General features: G+C 62.2%; 15 protein-coding genes and 2 tRNA genes. 8 read left to right on the top strand and 9 right to left on the bottom strand.

The genetic code is table 11. The features are described from left to right. Window positions 1-62 precede the first annotated feature (62 nt). Together IB267_RS00205 and IB267_RS00210 are read right to left on the bottom strand one after the other, a co-directional pair. Window positions 63-1,190, bottom strand: coding sequence for an S-(hydroxymethyl)glutathione dehydrogenase/class III alcohol dehydrogenase (locus tag IB267_RS00205; RefSeq protein WP_043623346.1), 1,128 nt, complete (start codon window positions 1,188-1,190; stop codon window positions 63-65). A gap of 69 nt (window positions 1,191-1,259) precedes the next feature. Continuing rightward, window positions 1,260-1,655, bottom strand: a complete 396-nt coding sequence (locus tag IB267_RS00210; protein ID WP_043623403.1) for a helix-turn-helix domain-containing protein — start codon at window positions 1,653-1,655, stop codon at window positions 1,260-1,262. A 246-nt stretch (window positions 1,656-1,901) separates the two neighbouring features. On the opposite strand from IB267_RS00210, the gene IB267_RS00215 reads away from it, so the two are divergent. Continuing rightward, window positions 1,902-2,840 (top strand): DMT family transporter, encoded by a 939-nt coding sequence (locus IB267_RS00215; RefSeq protein WP_246765029.1) that lies wholly within the window; start codon window positions 1,902-1,904, stop codon window positions 2,838-2,840. Window positions 2,841-2,846: 6 nt separating this feature from the next. Here the strand turns inward: IB267_RS00215 and lipB are convergent, their stop codons facing one another. Then, complete coding sequence (gene lipB / locus IB267_RS00220; protein ID WP_192445955.1) at window positions 2,847-3,566, bottom strand: lipoyl(octanoyl) transferase LipB; 720 nt, start codon at window positions 3,564-3,566, stop codon at window positions 2,847-2,849. A 193-nt stretch (window positions 3,567-3,759) separates the two neighbouring features. Here lipB and IB267_RS00225 point away from each other — a divergent pair. From IB267_RS00225 to IB267_RS00235, 3 genes are all read left to right on the top strand, one after another. Then, window positions 3,760-3,844 (top strand) — tRNA-Leu (locus IB267_RS00225). 386 nt (window positions 3,845-4,230) lie between these two features. Beyond that, a tRNA-Leu gene (locus IB267_RS00230) sits at window positions 4,231-4,315 on the top strand. Between the two features lie 265 nt (window positions 4,316-4,580). Further along, window positions 4,581-5,762, top strand: a complete 1,182-nt coding sequence (locus IB267_RS00235) for a serine hydrolase (RefSeq protein ID WP_210335731.1) — start codon at window positions 4,581-4,583, stop codon at window positions 5,760-5,762. A 51-nt stretch (window positions 5,763-5,813) separates the two neighbouring features. Here the strand turns inward: IB267_RS00235 and IB267_RS00240 are convergent, their stop codons facing one another. Beyond that, window positions 5,814-6,083, bottom strand: a complete 270-nt coding sequence (locus IB267_RS00240; RefSeq protein ID WP_192445956.1) for a hypothetical protein — start codon at window positions 6,081-6,083, stop codon at window positions 5,814-5,816. 52 nt (window positions 6,084-6,135) lie between these two features. Further along, a complete protein-coding gene (locus IB267_RS00245) occupies window positions 6,136-6,645 on the bottom strand; it encodes a peptide deformylase (protein ID WP_192445957.1) in 510 nt (169 codons plus the stop codon). Window positions 6,646-6,967: 322 nt separating this feature from the next. Here IB267_RS00245 and mgtE point away from each other — a divergent pair, with 322 nt between their 5' ends. Both mgtE and IB267_RS00255 read left to right on the top strand, forming a co-directional pair. After that, the gene (mgtE, locus tag IB267_RS00250) at window positions 6,968-8,389 is read left to right on the top strand and encodes a magnesium transporter (protein WP_192445958.1); all 1,422 of its coding nucleotides are present in this window, start codon (window positions 6,968-6,970) and stop codon (window positions 8,387-8,389) included. Between the two features lie 44 nt (window positions 8,390-8,433). Then, complete coding sequence (locus IB267_RS00255) at window positions 8,434-8,847, top strand: MerR family DNA-binding transcriptional regulator (protein ID WP_043624847.1); 414 nt, start codon at window positions 8,434-8,436, stop codon at window positions 8,845-8,847. A gap of 80 nt (window positions 8,848-8,927) precedes the next feature. On the opposite strand, the gene IB267_RS00260 is transcribed toward IB267_RS00255, so the two are convergent. From IB267_RS00260 to IB267_RS00270, 3 genes are all read right to left on the bottom strand, one after another. After that, complete coding sequence (locus IB267_RS00260) at window positions 8,928-9,401, bottom strand: isoprenylcysteine carboxylmethyltransferase family protein (RefSeq protein ID WP_043624844.1); 474 nt, start codon at window positions 9,399-9,401, stop codon at window positions 8,928-8,930. Between the two features lie 3 nt (window positions 9,402-9,404). Continuing rightward, window positions 9,405-10,412, bottom strand: coding sequence for a DUF1624 domain-containing protein (locus tag IB267_RS00265; RefSeq protein WP_192447133.1), 1,008 nt, complete (start codon window positions 10,410-10,412; stop codon window positions 9,405-9,407). 127 nt (window positions 10,413-10,539) lie between these two features. Then, window positions 10,540-11,232, bottom strand: coding sequence for a DUF599 domain-containing protein (locus IB267_RS00270; protein WP_043624836.1), 693 nt, complete (start codon window positions 11,230-11,232; stop codon window positions 10,540-10,542). 738 nt (window positions 11,233-11,970) lie between these two features. Here IB267_RS00270 and IB267_RS00275 point away from each other — a divergent pair. Continuing rightward, window positions 11,971-13,371 carry an L-serine ammonia-lyase gene (locus IB267_RS00275; protein WP_192445959.1) on the top strand — a complete coding sequence of 467 codons (1,401 nt, stop codon included), beginning with the start codon at window positions 11,971-11,973 and terminating at the stop codon, window positions 13,369-13,371. A gap of 127 nt (window positions 13,372-13,498) precedes the next feature. After that, window positions 13,499-13,936, top strand: coding sequence for a DUF1489 family protein (locus IB267_RS00280; protein WP_192445960.1), 438 nt, complete (start codon window positions 13,499-13,501; stop codon window positions 13,934-13,936). A gap of 170 nt (window positions 13,937-14,106) precedes the next feature. Here the strand turns inward: IB267_RS00280 and IB267_RS00285 are convergent, their stop codons facing one another. Beyond that, window positions 14,107-14,376 (bottom strand): hypothetical protein, encoded by a 270-nt coding sequence (locus IB267_RS00285; RefSeq protein ID WP_034795983.1) that lies wholly within the window; start codon window positions 14,374-14,376, stop codon window positions 14,107-14,109. Between the last annotated feature and the right edge of the window lie 65 nt (window positions 14,377-14,441).

Genomic DNA, 14,441 nt, shown 5'->3' on the forward strand with positions numbered 1-14,441 from the left:
GGGACTGAAAAAGGCGCCGGAAATCAATCGTCTCCGGCGCCTTTCTGAATCAAAATAACAGCTTAGTACAGAACAACCGAGCGGATGCTCTCGCCCGAATGCATCAGTTCGAACCCCTTGTTGATGTCTTCGAGCGGCATGGTGTGGGTGATCATCGGATCGATCTGGATCTTGCCCTCCATGTACCAGTCGACGATCTTCGGCACATCGGTGCGCCCGCGTGCGCCACCAAAGGCGGTTCCCATCCAGGTGCGGCCGGTAACCAGCTGGAACGGACGGGTGGAGATTTCCTGGCCGGCGCCGGCAACGCCGATGACGACCGACTTGCCCCAGCCGCGATGCGAGGCTTCGAGCGCCTGGCGCATCACCTTGGTGTTGCCGGTGCAGTCGAAGGTGTAGTCGGCGCCGCCGATCTGGTCGGCTCCGCGCTTGGTCATGTTGACGAGGTAAGGCACGATGTCGTCGCCGACTTCCTTCGGGTTGACGAAGTGGGTCATGCCGAAGCGTTCGCCCCAGGCCTTCTTGTCGTTGTTGAGATCGACGCCGATGATCATGTCCGCGCCGGCAAGACGCAGGCCCTGGATGACGTTGAGGCCGATGCCGCCGAGACCGAAGACGATCGCAGTCGCACCCATTTCCACCTGTGCCGTGTTGATGACGGCGCCGATGCCGGTGGTCACGCCGCAGCCGATGTAGCAGATCTTGTCGAACGGCGCGTCCGGGTTGACCTTGGCAACCGCGATCTCCGGCAGAACCGTGTAGTTGGCGAACGTCGAGCAGCCCATGTAGTGGTGGATCTTGTCCTTGCCGATCGAGAAGCGCGAGGTGCCGTCCGGCATCAGGCCTTGCCCTTGCGTCGAGCGGATCGCGGTGCAGAGATTGGTCTTGCGCGACAGGCACGACGGGCAGGAGCGGCATTCGGGCGTATAGAGCGGAATGACATGGTCGCCCTTCTTCACCGAGGTGACGCCCGGGCCGACGTCGACGACGATGCCGGCGCCCTCATGGCCGAGGATCGCCGGGAACAGGCCTTCCGGATCGGCACCCGACAGCGTGAAATCGTCGGTATGGCAGATGCCTGTGGCCTTTACCTCGATCAGGACTTCGCCGGCCCTCGGGCCTTCGAGCTGAACCGTCATGACCTCAAGCGGCTTGCCTGCCTGAACGGCAACGGCGGCGCGTACATCCATCTATTTTCTCCTTGGACTGAAACGACTTCGGGCCGCCAGGACGGCGGCCCCACGTGGAATCGCAATGGGTTATCGAATGTTCTGTTGAACGCGATTGAGTTCCATCTCAAGTGCGGCGATCGCCTTGCCGGTCTGTTCGTGCAGCTTCTTGACGAGGGCGAGCTGCTCGCGCAGGCCGTCCTTCTCGTCGTCGGCGTCGGCATCCGGCGCGCGGCCGAGCCCGGCGATCAGCCAGGCCGGGGTGACGCCCAGCACGCCTGCGAGCATGAACAGCCGATTGGTGCGGGGTTCGGCCCGATCCCGTTCCCAGGCCGCGATCGTCTCCGTGCGCACACCGAGTTGGTCGGCCAGTTCCTTGGCGCTGAGATTGGCGGCGTCGCGCGCCCTCCAGATGCGCCCTCCCAGCGTATCACCGTCGCTGGTGTCGCGCAGGCGGGCAATCATCGTTTCGGTGGACAAGCGCATGGACATCTCCTTTGCCACGGTCACGTTCAAAGGTCCCGGGCCTTGGCGGCTGACGGCCGACCTTGAGGTCCGGGGCGGAAGATTGTCCTGAGCTTATAGGCATTTGGGTCGTGAGGGACCACCCCGAAGCGCCAAAAACACCGTCAATTGCGGCTAGGGCGCGGATAGTTCTTTTCCCGTCGCATCCTCGGCCGTTGAAAACCAAGGCATAGGCTCTAATCTGCGGCGGCCACAGGAGCATGCTTCATGACAGACGCCCGAACCGCGACCACCGAACGCACCGATACGGTGATGCAGGGCGTCGCCATCATGCTCTTTGCGATGGTCATCCTGCCGGGCATGGACGTGATTGCGAAGTACATGGCCGTCTATGAGGGCATGTCGCCGGGGCAGGTGACCTTCTACCGCTTCTTCTTCCAACTGGTGGCGACGCTGCCGTTGCTGCTTGGCGCCGGCGGCCTGCAGGCGCTGAGAGCAAAGCGGCCCTTCGCCAATCTGCTGCGTGGTGTGCTGCTGGCGACCGCGGCCCTGTTCTTCTTCATATCGGTGAAGTACATGCCGCTTGCCGACACCTTCGCCATCTATTTCGTCGAACCCTTCATCCTGACCTGCCTGTCCGCAGTGTTCCTCAAGGAAAAAGTGGGTTGGCGGCGCTGGCTCGCCATCGTTGTCGGTTTCGGCGGAGCGATGATCGTCATCCAGCCGAGCTTTGCCGCTTTCGGGCTAACCGCGCTGTTGCCGGTTGCCTGCGCGTTCGTCTTTGCCTGCTATCTGCTGCTCAACCGCGCTGTCGGCACCGGCGACTCGCCGCTGACGATGCAGACGATTGCCGGCATCGGCGGCACGTTGACGATGGCACTGGTGATCCTGATCGGCAACGGCATGGGCAGCCCCGATTTCGTGCCGTCGCTGCCGAAGTCGCCGCTTGGCTGGATGCTGGTGGTTGTTCTCGGCGCGCTCTCCGGCTACGGCCACCTGCTGGTCGTCAAGGCGTTCCGCGCAGCACCGGTCTCGTTGCTGGCGCCGTTCCACTACTTCGAGATCGTCACTGCGACGGCGCTCGGTTATCTCATCTTCGGAGATTTCCCGTCGCTCTCGAAATGGCTCGGCATCGCCATCATCGTCGGCTCCGGCCTGTTCATCATCTGGCGCGAGCGGCAGGCGGGACGTCGGGCGTCGAACTGAGCGGGCTCAGGCCGCGTCGTTTGTCGTCGGGCCAAACACGGCCTCGAAGGCCTCGCGCAGGCGGATGTCCACGTCCGGCATCATCACCGGCAGGCCAAGGTCGACGAGGCTGGTGACGCCATAACCGCGGATGCCGCAGGGCACGATGCCGCCGAAATGGTCGAGATCCGGATCGACGTTAAGCGCAAAGCCGTGGAAGCTCACCCACTTGCGCAGGCGGATGCCGATCGCGGCAATCTTGTCTTCCGACATCGAGCCGTCGGGCAGGGCGGGCTTTTCCGGGCGCCGCACCCAGACACCGACCCGGTCTTCGCGCCGCTCGCCGCGGACATTCATCGAATCGAGTGTGGAGATGACGACGCTTTCGAGTGCTGCGACGAAGGCCCGGACGTCCTGCTTCCGGCGCTTGAGGTCGAGCATGACATAAACGACGCGCTGGCCCGGGCCATGATAGGTGTATTCGCCGCCCCGGCCGGTGGCAAAGACCGGAAAACGGTCGGGCATGACGAGATCGGCGGCGTCGGCGCTGGTGCCGGCCGTATAGAGCGGCGGGTGCTCGACCAGCCAGACCAGTTCATCCGCGGTGCCGGCGGCAATCGCCGCGGCTTCCTGCTCCATCAACTCGACGGCCTGCGGATAATCGACCAGTTCGGAGGCAATCCGCCAGCGAACCGGGGGTGATTCCGGAGGGGCAAACATGTCCTGGCTCAGATTTTCGCGCTGCATTCGCTCGGCATTCCTGTTTTTTAGAGCCTGTACATGGGATGGCGCGCGGCAAGAGTCCAGCGTTTCCGGGGCTCCTCGGGCGGGCTGTTGAAATAGTTTCGTTTCCCGTCAAATTTCTGTCGTGATGCTCTTGTGCCCCTAAGGGGCTTTTGCTACATGCAGCCCCGTCGACGCAAGTCGGCCCTACCACGATGCGGTCGTGGCGGAATTGGTAGACGCGCAGCGTTGAGGTCGCTGTGGGGCAACCCGTGGAAGTTCGAGTCTTCTCGACCGCACCAAAAAAACCCGGCTTCGGCCGGGTTTTTTGTTTTTAATCGTGGTGTTAGCCAAGTTGGGATTTCTGCCTGGGCGCAACCGGTGCATCCGTTTGCTTTCCAGTCCACATCAAGCATTCGAATAGGGGTGTGTCGGCCGTCGCTCATCTTGCGCGCGCACTTCAAAACGACTGCGGGCGATCCCGTCGTGGCGAAGGCCAGCCTCGAAAGGCATCCGGAACGCCGTTCGCGGGGCGAAAATACACCCGCCGAACGCGGTCTCTGTGTCCCATGGTGAATGTTTCGGACTGTCCGTCGCCATCGTTCAATTTGTCCACAGCCATCCCTTGTGCACTCAAGGGGCTTTTGCTACATGCAGCCGCGCCGACGCAAGTCGGCCCTACCACGATGCGGTCGTGGCGGAATTGGTAGACGCGCAGCGTTGAGGTCGCTGTGGGGCAACCCGTGGAAGTTCGAGTCTTCTCGACCGCACCAAATACCCGGCTTCGGCCGGGTTTTTTGTTTCAAATCCATGTTTAGCTTTCCCGTTTCTGGCGCGCCTTGTTCGGCGGCAACGTGATGCCGTGCGGTAATCCGAATCTCGCTCGTCTCGCGCTGAGTAGCCGACAGCTCGCTCCTTCCATGGCCGACAGAAAATGGCTTAGGTCGTCCTTTGGTGCTAGGATTTTCACGGTGGTTCGACGTGAAAGGTGGCACGCCCGCCACACGTGTCGAAGCCTTGGCTATGGGGGAGGTTCCTTTGTCCGGCGATCTCAAGACTAGTGCCGATGCAATCCTCAATGCCGCGGTTCGTTCCGCCGATGGCGTGCCAGGCGTTGTCGCGATCGCGACGGATCGACAGGGCAATTTTTACGAGGGCGCGGCCGGAGCGCGCTCTTTGGCTGGCGCGACGGATATGACGGCCGACAGCGTCTTTGCGATCTTCTCTATGACGAAGGCGATCACGGCGACGGCCTGCCTGCAATTGGTTGAGGAGGGCAGCCTCGATCTCGACGCTCCCGCCAGACAATACGCGCCCAAAATCGGCACGCTGCAGGTGATCGAGGGGTTTGATCCCGCGGGGAATCCGAAACTCCGCCCGCCCAAGCGGGACATCACCACGCGCATGCTGCTGCTGCACACGGCGGGTTTTGGCTATGACTTTTTCAACGAGACCTATGCCCGGTTGGCGCGTCAGCATGGGCAGCCGAGCGTGATCACCGCATCCCATGCATCCATCCGGACGCCTTTGCTCTTCGATCCCGGCGATGACTGGGAATATGGGAGTAGCCTGGACTGGGCCGGGCAGGTCGTTGAGGGCATCACCGGCAAGCGGCTTGGCGTCGTGATGGCGGAACGCATCCTCCAACCGCTTGGCATGGAGGACACCGGCTTTACCTTGACGCCGCCCATGATCTCCCGCGTGGTCACGCTACATCAAAGGGACGATGCCGGACGCTTGTCGCCGCGGCCTGATTTCAGGCTCCCGCAAGATCCGGAGGTCCAGATGGGCGGGCACGGTCTCTATTCGACGGCTGTCGACTACGCCAAATTTATCCGCATGTGGCTCAACGCCGGGATGTCTCCCGGCGGTCGCGTGCTGAAGGCCGAAACCGTCGAGATGGCGGAAAGGAACGGCCTTGGAGAAAAGAAAATCAAGAGGCTCCCGGGGGTGATCAAAAGCCTGTCGCACGACGCCGAATTTTTCCCCGGCATGCCGAAGTCCTGGGGGATAAGCTTCATGATCAACGATGAGGCTGCGCCGACGGGGAGACCAGCCGGCGCATTGGCCTGGGCGGGGCTTGCAAACCTCTACTACTGGATAGACCGCCAAAACGGTCTCGGCGGCCTGTGGGCAACACAGATACTGCCCTTTGCCGATCCAGCTTCGTTCGGGAGCTATCTCGAATTCGAAACGGCGGTGTACGCGGCTCGAAAATGATTGCGACGACGGGCGACAGAGGTCGCTGCGCCCGTGCGCCGCTCATTCGTATCAGTTGTTGCCGGCAGGTCCGCTCTGGTCCATGCGGCGGCGGACGAGCTTGTAGGTGCGGTCGGGCTGGACTTCATAGGTCTCGTAGACCATCTGGCCCTCATACATGAAGCGGTTCTGGACCATGGCCCCTGGTGAGGCTTGTGTCTTTCTGTTGGCAGCGTTTTCGCCATAGGTCAGGCTCTGGGGCAGGGGCTCGAGATTTTGCTGGGTGCTGTTGCAGCCGGCAAGCGCGAGGAGGCCGATGACGGCGAGATAGGTCGGTTTCATGGTTCGGTCCTTGGTGACTATGATTTGATGTTGCGGGCAGGGAACCGGTGCGCTAACCGCGCGCCTGCTCTCTGGTCAGCTTTTCGAACTTCTTGATGGCGCGATCGCGCTTGAGGCGCGACAGCCGTTGTGTCCAGAAGATGCCGTCGAGCTGGTCGATTTCGTGCTGCAGGCAGATGGCCATGAAACCGTCCGCCTCCTCCTCGATCGTCTCGCCGCGCAGCGTCTGGTAGCGGACGCGAACGGCGTTCGGGCGCTCCACCTCTTCCAGGATGCCCGGCATCGAGACGCTGCCTTCCGTATGGGTCGCCTTCGCGTCGCTGTGCCAGATGATTTCCGGATTGACGAAGATCCTGGCGCCGCTGTCGCGATCGAGCTCGATCACCGTCACGCGCTCCAGGATGCCGATATGCGGTGCCGTGATGCCGACGCCGGGGGCGGCCCGCATCGTGTCGAGAAGGTCCGCGGCCAGCGCCTCGAGTGCCGGGTCGAACCGGGTGATCGTCTCCGCCTTCCGCGTCAGCAGCGGATTGGGAAAGCGGACAATGGGGCGAATGGCCATTAGATCTTCCTTGGCGGCGCCAAATGCGTGTTGCGCTGCCGATATCTCGACTGAAGTGCTAGCCGATCACGCGAGCGATGTCGACTGTGTCGAGATGCAGCCGGTTTTTCATGTATTTGCAACAGCTTGAATAAATCTGTTGTTGCGCTTCGCCGGGTGGTATCTGTGCTGTGGACCTCGGCAGGGCTTTGCGCTAGCAGGCTGTAAGGCCCAAATTCCCGTCCGTGGCGGCGGGTGAGGTCCAGGCAACCGTCAGTGGACGCATTCTTTCCGGCTTGCGAGGTGGGCGGCCGGGAAGCAGCAAATCGTTTCGAGGGCGCGCATGAGCAATACTGGCGACGAAGACCGCAGCTCGGAAGACGTCAAGGCCTTTGACGGCTCGGACATTTATGCCGACGACGGTTCTATCCGCTCCGATTTTCTCATGCATGTCGGCGCGGCAATCGCCGATCGCGATACGATCTACCTGCGCCAGCATGTCGCCGGCCTACACTCGTCGGAAATGGGCGACCTGCTCGAGGCCATCCAGCCCGATCAGCGCCTGGCGCTGGTTTCACTGCTCGGCAAGGAGTTCGACCTTTCGGCGCTGACCGAGGTCGACGAGGCAATCCGTCTCGACATCGTCGAGCACATGCCGAACGAACAGATCGCCGAGGCCATCGGCGAGATGGATTCGGACGATGCGGTTTACATTCTGGAAGACCTGGACCAGGAAGACCAGGACGAGATCCTGGCGAAGCTGCCGTTTACCGAGCGGGTTCGCCTCCGCCGCTCGCTGGATTATCCCGAAAGCACGGCCGGTCGGCGCATGCAGACCGAGTTCGTGGCGGTGCCGCCGTTCTGGACCGTTGGCCAGACGATCGACTACATGCGCGAAGACGAGGACCTGCCCGAGAGTTTCACGCAGATCTTCGTGATCGACCCGACCTTCAAGCTGCTCGGCGCGATGGACCTCGACCGCATCCTCAGAACGAAGCGTTCGGTCAAGGTCGATGCGATCATGCACGACACCAGCCATGCCATTCCGGCCGAGATGGACCAGGAAGAGGCGGCCCAGCTGTTCGAGCAATACGACCTGCTTTCCGCGGCCGTGGTCGACGACAATGGCCGGCTCGTCGGCGTGCTCACCATCGACGACGTCGTCGACGTCATTCAGGAAGAAGCCGAAGAAGACTTGCTGCGCCTGAGCGGCGTCGGCGACGAAGAACTTTCGGACTCCGTCGGGGAGGCATCGCGCTCACGCGTGCCTTGGTTGTTCATCAATTCGATGACCGCCTGCATCTCGGCTTCGGTCATCGGCCTCTTCGACGCGACGATCCAGCAGATCGTGGCGCTCGCCATCCTGATGCCGATCGTTGCGGGCATGGGCGGCAATGCTGGTTCGCAGACGATGACTGTCACGGTGCGCGCGCTCGCAACCCGGGGTCTCGACATTCACAACGCCCCGCGCATCATTCGGCGTGAAGCCGGGGTCGGTCTGCTCAACGGCATGATCTTCGGCACGCTGATCGGCCTTCTCGCCGGTCTCTGGTTTCAGGACCCGAACATCGGCGGCATCATTGCGACTGCGATGCTGATCAACATGATGGCTGCCGCCCTTGGCGGCATCCTCGTGCCGCTCTGCCTCGATCGCTTCGGCGCCGACCCGGCGGTCTCCTCGGCCGTCTTCGTGACGGCCATTACCGATATCACCGGCTTCTTCAGCTTTCTCGGCATCGCCACCTGGTGGTTCCACGTTACGTAACGCGGCGTGTTGTTTGACTTTTACGTCAAGGTCAACGATAGTGCATGTGCAGGAACACATGGAATGGCAGCGTGAATAAATACTATAGCATCACCGAATTGACGCGGGAATTCGGCATTTCCACCCGAACGCTGCGCTTCTATGAGGACGAGGGCCTCATCCATCCGGAGCGCCGTGGCCGCACGCGCCTGTTCCGGCCGGCTGACCGGCGGCTCATTCAGGAGATCCTGCGCGGACGGCGCATCGGCTTCACCATCGCCGAGATCCGTGAAATCATTCAGGTCTACAAGGACCCGCCCGGCGAGCTCGGCCAGCTTCAGCTGTTGATGTCGCGCGTCGAGGAAAAGCGCGAAGAGCTGCGCCAGAAGCGCAAGGACATCGACGATACGCTGACGGAACTCGACAATGTCGAGGAGGCATGCCTGACGCGTCTGGCCGAAATCGGCGTCGGCACCTAAAGGTTCGCTGGTTTATCTCTGGATATTTTGAAGGGTAGCGTTCGCGCTGCCCTTTTCGCTGCGCGCAGCCGCGCCTGCGCTCAGATCCAGCGGCTGGTGTGCCGGCAGTAGCGCTCGAACTCGAAACCGAAGCGAGACAGCAGGTGTCGCTCCTCGTTGCGGATGGCAAGGAGCGTCGTCAGCATGACCGCTGTGATCGCCGTGATGAAGAACCAGGGATTGAGCGTCGCCAGACCAAAGCCGATCATCATCAAGGTGTAGCCGAGATAGATCGGGTTGCGTGTGAAGCGGAACGGCCCGTAGGTGACGAGGCAGGTTGCCGACCGAGAGGGAAGGACGGCGGTGTGGCGGTCGAGCAGCGTCTTGACCGCCCAGAGATCGAGCCAGACGGCGACGACCATCAGGATGCCGCCGCTGATCCAGGGAAACCAACCGTGGCCATGGGCGACGGGAATGGGAAAATGTCGCGCCAGGATGAGCGCCGCAAGAGTGGCGACCCCGTAGAGGAGGGCCGGCCATGGGAAGTTCAGCGGCTTGGCACGATAGGCATTCATGTCCTAGTCCCCTGATTGCACGTTCATTGTGCATTGCTGTGCGATTCGCGCAATGCGTTCATCGGTGCTGACGTTGATCTCTCCCCTGTTCAGACTATCGAACAGGTTCTGTTCCACCAGACGGTCGAGCGTGCAGCCGCAGAAGCTGTCGCACGGCACAGCCGGATTGCCCTGGTTGCAGGCCGCAACGCAATTGCTGCGATAGGCTTCCTTGGGATCCGGCAGTGTCGGCGGAGAGATCAGCGAGAAGAGATAGACCAGTCCGATGAGCACGGGCTGGTGAATGAGGTATATGGCCAGACTGTGACGGCTGCCGAAGACGAGGGCCGTCATCCACAGCCGCCCCTTGCCACCTGTGGAAGGGCGGCTTGCGAGCGCGGACACCAGCCGCGCGTGGAAGAGCTTGGCGGTACCTAGGCCGAGCAGGAACGGCCCGAGCCACGGCAACAGCGGCACGTAGTCGTTGGAGCGCGGTAGCGTTTCCGACAGGCCGACCCACCAGAGCCAGGGGGCATCGAAAATCGGTGATCGCAGATAGAACGGGGCTGCGATGGCGGCGGCTGCTGCGGCGAAGGAAACGACGGCAGGAAGCCTGAGGAAGATCAGGCCGACCAGGCTCGCCGCGGCGATCGCATGCAGGATGCCGAAGAAGATGAACGTGTCCGGAAAGGCGAAATAGGTGGCAATCGTGATCAGCGCTGCGGCGCCAGCGATCTTGGCGAAACGGCGCAGGAACGCGTCGATGCGGATCGTCGGCCATTGCCCGAGCACGAGGCTGTAGCCGGCAAGAAACAGGAAGCTGCTGGCAATCAGCCGCGCAAAGATCTTCCAGCCGCCGGTGCCGGCGGTGCCTGCCGCGACATAGCCGAAGAACTCGAGGTCCCAGACGAAGTGATAGGTCGCCATGGCAAGCAGCGCCACACCGCGCGCGACATCGATGAAGGCGAGCCGCCTGCCTGTCGGTTTCGCGGGGGTCTCTGCTGCCGGTGCGGTCACATGGATATCGGACATGGGCATTCGCCATCCTGTTGGCGTGAGGAAGAGTGGCAGGCCTGGCTTGCGCCAGGCACGCGTCCTTGATTGCTGATGGAACGTTGTGGCTGCAAGTCGGCGTTCGGCGCGCCGGGCGCGCGGATCGTCAGGGTGTCGCGTCCTGGAGGAGCGCCGACCGCGCTTCCGAGAAGAACTGTCTGCGGGTCAAGACGAAGATGACGAAGACGGTGAGCGCCACGAACACATAGGGACTGATGAACCAGCCGAGATAGCCGATCGACAGGAAGATCGCCCGGAGACCGGCGTTGAAATGCTTGGCGGCGAGCACGTTCATGCGGATCGCCCGTTCGGCCGCCTTTTCCGCGGCATGTCGATCCCGCTGCATGTCGGCGGTCATCGGGATGCCGCCCATCAGGATCGAGCAATAATTGAACAGCCGGTAGGACCAGCCGAACTTGAAGAAGGAGTAGCCGAATAGGCAGGTAAGGCCGCCGACCTTCAGCTCGAAGGCCGTGCGCCCGCCATGGAAGACATAGGGCATGTCGGCAAAGATCATCTGCGCCTGTTCGGTCGCGCCGAGCAGCGCGAAGCAGCCGCCAAGCGCGAAGATGGTGGTCGAGGCGAAGAAGGCGGTGCCGGCCTGCAGGCCCGCGATGATCTGCGTATCGATCATCTTCAGGTCGCGGTTGAGCGAATTGCGGATCCAGCGGCCGCGATGCTCGTTCATGAGGCGGGTGAGACTCACGCGCTTGAAGCCGCGGGTGCCATCGGTCGCCCAGCTGAAACCCGCCCAAAGCAGGATAAACACGACAAGTGCTATGTAATCTTCGAAGGTCATACACGTGTTTTTGGCATGGCTTTTGGAAATTGCAAGGTGGCCGGGGCGGCGTCTGAATCGGCGACGCGTCAACTACTGTGATGAAAATGCGGCGGAATTTCTCTTCGCCTTTGCCGGGGAATTGAGGGGTTTTCACCAGGATCGTGTGGAGGAGCGCCGAAGCGGGACACTTTTCCGCCACATTCCCCCATTGCGCATTTACGCTTTCTTCAATATGCATGGCCCCAGACGCGGGCGCCTACTGTGCTGCCCGCGGCCGTTGAGAGTGTTTCGGAGACATCATGGACAATACAATTCAGAAGTCTTGCTGGGGCGTGACTGCTCGCGCCGTAGCTGGTTTCGCTGGCGTTCTTGTTCTTGCTTATCTTTTCGGCGGCCTTTGATATCTAGTTTCTAGACAAGTCCACTGATTGACGGCGCGGCTTCCCAAGAGCCGCGCCGTTTTTGATTCCGGGCTACGGCTCGCCGGAACATACGCGGGCGACGATGTCGCATGGATGCGATCGAATGTCGGTTGACCGCCTGAGCGCCGGCCATGGGATCGCTTAGGCTTCGTTCCTATATCTGCTGGTGAATGTCCTTAAATCGGCACCGATCTGAGGATAAAATCGTTCAGTGAATATGAGGATACGGCGCCGGTTCGCATGGACCATGAAGCGTGGTATCGAGGCAATCGTGAATGCGGCGGCGGGCGATCATGCCCGTGCGTCGCGGGTCAGTCTCCGGGGCAGGCAGCTTATGTTTCTTTCCGTCTTCGACGTGTTCAAGATTGGTATCGGGCCTTCGAGCTCGCATACGATGGGGCCGATGTCGGCCGCCAATCGCTTTCTCGATCTCATCCTTTCCGATGATTGGCCGCGTCCGTCCCACGCCGCCGTCGCCGCGATCAAGGTGAGCCTGCACGGTTCGCTCGCCCATACCGGCATCGGCCATGGAACGGGCAGGGCGGTGATCCTCGGCCTGGTCGGCGAGCGCCCGGATCTCGTCGATCCGGATCGCATGGATGCCCTGATCGACGAAGTCGAACGCACGGGCCGCATTACGCCGCCGGGCCATCCGTCCTACGAGTTCCAGCCGAAGACCGATCTGATCTTCGACAAGAAGGTGCCGCTCCCCGGCCATGCCAACGGCATGTCGTTTTCCGCCTTCGACCGTGACGGCCGGCTGCTGTTGAAGCGGATCTACTATTCGATCGGCGGCGGCTTCGTCGTGACCGACACGGAACTGGAGGCCATGCGCGCCTCGAAGAACAAGGCGACGGGCGTCAAGGTGCCGTTCCCGTTCTCCTCGGCACAGCAAATGCTGGATATGTCTGCGCGCTCCGGCTTGACGATCGCGCAGATGAAGCGGGCGAACGAAGAGGCGACGATGTCGCCGGACGAACTGAACGCCGGACTCGACCGCATCTGGGGCGCGATGAGCAATTGCATCGACAGGGGCTTGAGCCAGGACGGCATCATGCCCGGCGGCCTGAAGGTTCGCCGCCGCGCCCGCTCGATCCACGACAAGCTGCAGGAAGAGTGGCGTTCCAACAAGGCCAATCCGCTGCTCGCCAACGACTGGCTGAGCGTTTACGCGATGGCGGTCAACGAGGAGAACGCTGCCGGCGGCCGCGTCGTCACCTCGCCGACCAACGGTGCCGCTGGCGTGGTGCCGGCGACGATCCGCTATTACATGCATTTCCATGACGATGCCGACCAGGAGGGCATTCGCGACTATCTACTGACGGCTGCCGCGATCGGCGGCATCATCAAGCACAATGCCTCGATTTCCGGCGCCGAGGTCGGCTGTCAGGGCGAGGTGGGCTCGGCGTCCGCGATGGCAGCGGCCGGCCTTGCCGCCGTCATGGGCGGCACGCCCGAGCAAATCGAAAATGCCGCCGAGATCGCGCTCGAGCATCACCTCGGCATGACCTGCGATCCCGTGGCGGGCCTCGTGCAGGTGCCCTGCATCGAACGCAATGCGCTTGGCGCGGTCAAGGCGGTAACCGCCGCCTCCCTGGCGCTCAAGGGTGACGGCAAGCATTTCGTGCCGCTCGACGCGTGCATCGAGACGATGCGGCAGACGGGCGTCGACATGAACGAGAAGTACAAGGAAACCTCGACCGGCGGTCTAGCGGTCAACGTCGTCGAGTGTTGAGACCTGCAAGCTTGCAGGTCTCGTGAAGCCCGAACGTCGGTGTATCGACCGGACGTGTTGCGGTGATTGTGGATGAACGACGTCTGGCCGCTTGACCGCAACGGCCGGACGGGTGTTCAAAAAAACCATGTCTCTACATCTCATAAAGCTCTGTGTCGGAGCGGAATCGATCGAGGACCTGCGCGAATGGGTTTCGCGCAAGGCGATGGCCGCCATGGCCGCTGGCCTGGAGCCGCATTCGTTCCACACCACGCGCATGGTGCCCAAGCGCGTGGAGGAGTTGCTCGAAGGCGGTTCGCTCTACTGGGTGATAAAGGGCAGCGTGCAGGCGCGCCAGCCGCTGATCGGCATAGAGACCTTCACCGACGGCGAAGGCATCGGCCGATGCAATCTGCTGCTGGGTCCGGAAGTGGTCGAGACGGAACTGCAGCCGCGCCGTGCGTTCCAGGGCTGGCGTTACCTGACCGACAAGGACGCCCCGCGCGACCTGGCGTCGCTCTCGGGCAGCGGTTCCGAGATGCCGCTCGAATTGCGGCGCGAACTGGCGGAACTCGGACTTCTCTAGAATTCCTGTGCCGCGGGTACCTTTGCAATCGTGCGGCAACCAGCGTGTTCCTTGAAAGCAGTGCCCGCTTTCGCACTCGACCGTGCGCGAAGCGGCTTCACCGAGGCCGCACCATCACCCAGCCAGAATGCAAAAAAGGCGGCCGTAGCCGCCTTTCGAACTGTGGATGTTCAGGTGATCCGCATCTTCAGCGGATGGCGCCGGTTCGGCGCCGTCACGTGAAGGTGGATGCCGGCGCGCGGCTGGGTCGAGCGCCAGGCGCGCGCCCCGTGCGTCAAGAGCATGCCGACGAGATCGCGTGTCTTGGCCTTCGATCGATTGAGGCCGAGATCGGCGATGCGCATGGCCGCCTCGTGCAGGGGGTGCAGATTGATGCGCGACGGTTTAGCCCGTCGCCCCGGCAGCGGGGTGACACCCGGAACGTTCTCGTTCATTGCCATGTTTAACCTCGTTACGCTGTACAAATCCGAGGAAGGCGGCCGAAAAACAAACACATCCGGCCGCC

The organism is Ensifer sp. ENS09 (genome assembly GCF_014852425.1).
GTDB lineage: Bacteria > Pseudomonadota > Alphaproteobacteria > Rhizobiales > Rhizobiaceae > Ensifer.

What these genes read in the sequence shown, in the direction of transcription:
- IB267_RS00205 (WP_043623346.1), bottom strand. Translation starts at nt 1,190, where the DNA reads ATGGATGTACGCGCCGCCGTTGCCGTTCAGGCAGGCAAGCCGCTTGAG.
- IB267_RS00210 (WP_043623403.1), bottom strand. Translation starts at nt 1,655, where the DNA reads ATGCGCTTGTCCACCGAAACGATGATTGCCCGCCTGCGCGACACCAGC.
- IB267_RS00215 (WP_246765029.1), top strand. Translation starts at nt 1,902, where the DNA reads ATGACAGACGCCCGAACCGCGACCACCGAACGCACCGATACGGTGATG.
- lipB (WP_192445955.1), bottom strand. Translation starts at nt 3,566, where the DNA reads ATGCAGCGCGAAAATCTGAGCCAGGACATGTTTGCCCCTCCGGAATCA.
- IB267_RS00240 (WP_192445956.1), bottom strand. Translation starts at nt 6,083, where the DNA reads ATGAAACCGACCTATCTCGCCGTCATCGGCCTCCTCGCGCTTGCCGGC.
- IB267_RS00245 (WP_192445957.1), bottom strand. Translation starts at nt 6,645, where the DNA reads ATGGCCATTCGCCCCATTGTCCGCTTTCCCAATCCGCTGCTGACGCGG.
- mgtE (WP_192445958.1), top strand. Translation starts at nt 6,968, where the DNA reads ATGAGCAATACTGGCGACGAAGACCGCAGCTCGGAAGACGTCAAGGCC.
- IB267_RS00255 (WP_043624847.1), top strand. Translation starts at nt 8,434, where the DNA reads ATGTGCAGGAACACATGGAATGGCAGCGTGAATAAATACTATAGCATC.
- IB267_RS00260 (WP_043624844.1), bottom strand. Translation starts at nt 9,401, where the DNA reads ATGAATGCCTATCGTGCCAAGCCGCTGAACTTCCCATGGCCGGCCCTC.
- IB267_RS00265 (WP_192447133.1), bottom strand. Translation starts at nt 10,412, where the DNA reads ATGTCCGATATCCATGTGACCGCACCGGCAGCAGAGACCCCCGCGAAA.
- IB267_RS00270 (WP_043624836.1), bottom strand. Translation starts at nt 11,232, where the DNA reads ATGACCTTCGAAGATTACATAGCACTTGTCGTGTTTATCCTGCTTTGG.
- IB267_RS00275 (WP_192445959.1), top strand. Translation starts at nt 11,971, where the DNA reads ATGTTTCTTTCCGTCTTCGACGTGTTCAAGATTGGTATCGGGCCTTCG.
- IB267_RS00280 (WP_192445960.1), top strand. Translation starts at nt 13,499, where the DNA reads ATGTCTCTACATCTCATAAAGCTCTGTGTCGGAGCGGAATCGATCGAG.
- IB267_RS00285 (WP_034795983.1), bottom strand. Translation starts at nt 14,376, where the DNA reads ATGGCAATGAACGAGAACGTTCCGGGTGTCACCCCGCTGCCGGGGCGA.